This is a genomic window from Saccharothrix sp. ST-888 (assembly GCF_000955975.1).
GTDB lineage: Bacteria > Actinomycetota > Actinomycetes > Streptomycetales > Streptomycetaceae > Kitasatospora.
Window position 1 is genome coordinate 1 of record NZ_JYJF01000223.1, and the last position, 3,312, is coordinate 3,312.

Below are 3,312 nucleotides of genomic sequence, written 5' to 3' on the forward strand. Positions count from 1 at the left end.
GTGGACCCGCGCTACCCGGCGGCCCGGATCGCGTACCTGCTCCAGGACTCCGGGCCCGCCCTGCTGGTGACGACGGGCCAGGTGGCAGACCTGCCGGGCGCGGAGGCGGTGGACCGGCTGCTGCTGGACGATCCGGCGACCGCCGGGCTCCTCGCGGCCCTCCCGGACGGGGACCCGGGTGTCCCCGTCGACCCCCGGAACCCCGCGTACGTCATCTACACCTCCGGTTCGACGGGGAATCCCAAGGGCGTCGTGGTGCCGCACCGGAACGTGGTGCGCCTGTTCGCCACCACCCTGGAGCTGTTCGCCTTCTCCGCGGCCGACGTCTGGACGCTGTTCCACTCCTACGCCTTCGACTTCTCGGTGTGGGAACTGTGGGGACCGTTCCTGCACGGCGGACGCCTGGTCGTCGTGGACTACGAGACCAGCCGCTCGCCCGCCCGGTTCCTGGACCTCCTCGCCCGCGAGGGGGTGACGGTGCTCAACCAGACGCCGTCCGCCTTCTACCAGCTGATGCGGGCGGACCAGGAGGCGGCGGAGCCGGGCCGCCCGCTCGCCCTGCGCACCGTCGTGTTCGGCGGCGAGGCGCTGGAGCCCGCCCGGCTGGCGGGCTGGTACGAGCGGCACCCGGACGACGCTCCGCTGCTGGTCAACATGTACGGCATCACCGAGACCACGGTGCACGTCACGTACGCGGCGCTGGACCGGACCAGCGCCACGGCCGGCGCGGCCGGGGTGGTCGGCACGGCCATCCCCGGCCTGCGCGCCTACGTGCTGGACGCCGCCCTGCGGCCGGTGGCCCCGGGTGTCGTGGGAGAGCTCTACGTGGCGGGTGCCGGACTGGCGCGCGGCTACCTGAACCGGCCCGGGCTGACCGCCGGGCGGTTCGTGGCCTGCCCGTTCGGGCCGGCCGGGGAGCGCATGTACCGCAGCGGCGACCTGGTGCGCCGGCGCGCTGACGGCGAGCTGGCGTACGTCGGCCGCGCCGACGACCAGGTGAAGGTGCGCGGCTTCCGGATCGAACTCGGTGAGATCGAGGCGGCGCTCGCCGCGCACCCGCACGTGGCCCAGGTGGCCGTCCTGGCCCGGCAGGACCGGACCGACGACACCCGGCTCGTGGCCTACCTGGTACCGGCCCAGGGTACGGCGCCGCACCCGGCCGACCTGCGCGGGCACCTGGCGGGGCGGCTACCCGAACACATGGTGCCGTCGGCGTTCGTGCTGCTCGACGTGCTGCCGCTGACCACCAACGGAAAGCTGGACCGGCGCGCCCTGCCCGCACCCGACGTCGCCCCGACCGGCCCCGGTCTCGGCCGCGCGCCGCGCACGCCGCACGAGCAGATCCTCTGCGAGCTGTTCGCCGAGGTCCTCGGGGTTGCCGCGGCCGGCGTCGAGGACAGCTTCTTCGACCTGGGCGGGCACTCGCTGCTGGCGACCCGCCTGGCCGCCCGGGTCCGCGCGGCGCTCGGCGTGGAGCTGGAGCTGCGCACCCTGTTCGAGGAGCCGACTCCGGCCGGCCTGGCCGCCGCCCTGGTGGGGGCCGGGCCGGCGCAGGCGGCGCTGACACCGCGCCGGCGGCCGATGGGGGCACCTCCCGGCCGTCAAGGCTGGGGGAGGATCCCGCTGTCGTTCGCGCAGCGGCGGCTGTGGTTCCTGCACCAGTTGGAGGGCGCGAGCGCCAACTACAACATCCCGCTGGCCTGGCGGTTGTCCGGCCCGCTCGACCGGCAGGCGCTGCACGCGGCCCTGACGGACGTGGTCGCCCGGCACGAAAGCCTGCGGACGGTGTTCCCGGTGGTGGAGGGCGTGCCCTACCAGCAGGTGCTGGACGTCGCGGCGGCCCGCCCGCGGCTCGCCGTGAGCCGGACCACCGAGGCCGGGCTGCCCGGCGTGCTTGCGGCGGCGAAGACCCACCGGTTCGACCTGGCGGTCGAACTGCCCTTGCACGTCGAACTGTTCGAGCTGGCGCCGGACGAGCACGTGCTGCTGGTGGTGCTCCACCACATCGCCGGCGACGGCTGGTCGCTCGGACCGCTGGCCGCCGACCTGACCGCCGCGTACGCGGCCCGCTGCTGCGGCGAGGAGCCGCGACAGGAGGCGCTCGCGGTCCAGTACGCCGACTACACCCTGTGGCAGCACGAGCTGCTCGGCGAGGCCACGGACGAGGACAGCCCGGTCGCCCGGCAGGCGGCCTACTGGACGCAGCGGCTGGCCGGTCTGCCGGATCAGCTCCGGCTGCCCACCGACCGGCCGCGCCCGGCGGTCGCCTCCCACCGGGGGGGCTACGTGCGGGCCGAACTGGACGCGGAGCTGCAACGCGGCCTGCACGAGCTCGCCCGGACCACCGGCACCAGTCTGTTCATGGTGCTCCAGGCCGGACTGGCGGCGCTGCTGAGCAAGCTCGGCGGGGGCGACGACATCCCGATCGGCAGCCTGGTCGCCGGCCGTACCGACCAGGCACTGGACAGGCTGGTCGGGTACTTCGTCAACACCCTCGTGCTCCGGACGGACACCTCGGGCGATCCGACGTTCACCGAACTGCTCGCCCGGGTCAGGGACACCGCGCTGGCCGGCTACGGGAACCAGGACCTGCCCTTCGAGCACCTGGTCGAAGCCCTCAACCCGGTGCGGTCGCTCTCCCACCACCCGCTGTTCCAGATCATGCTGGTGCTGCAGAACAACTCCCGGGCCCAGTTCGCCCCACCCGGGCTGCGGGTCGGCGAGGTGGAGCTGGCCACGACCACGTCCAAGCTCGACCTGGTCTTCTCGCTGTCCGAGCGGTACGCGCAGGACGGCTCCCCCGCGGGGATCGGCGCGTTCGTCGAGTACGCGAGCGACCTGTACGACCCGGCCACCGTCGAGACCATGGTCGTGCGCTGGGTGCGGCTGCTGACCGCGGCCGTCGCCGACCCGGAGCGGCCGCTCAGCCGCATCGACCTGCTCTCCGCCACGGAGCGCCGCGAACTGCTCGCCCCCCGGGAGGAGTCGGCGCACCCCGCGCCCGCCGCGAGCGTGCCCGCACTGTTCCGGGCCCGGGCCGAGGAGCGCCCCGAGGCGGTGGCCCTGGTGAGTGGCGATGTCGCGCTGACCTACGGCGAGTTGAACGCCCGGGCGAACCGGCTCGCGCACGCCCTGATCGCCAGGGGGGTGGGTCCGGAGCAGCGGGTGGCGCTGGCGCTGCCGCGCTCGGTCGAGCTGGTGGTGGCCATTCTCGCGGTGCTCAAGGCCGGGGCGGCGTACGTTCCCGTGGACCCGCGCTACCCGGCGGCCCGGATCGCGTACCTGCTCCAGGACTCCGGGCCCGCCCTGCTG

1 protein-coding gene is annotated in these 3,312 nt (G+C 74.6%); it reads left to right on the forward strand.

From position 1 onward, the window contains the following. On the forward strand, window positions 1-3,312 hold a 3,312-nt coding region (locus tag UK12_RS32125), incomplete at both ends, for a non-ribosomal peptide synthetase (protein ID WP_045306744.1).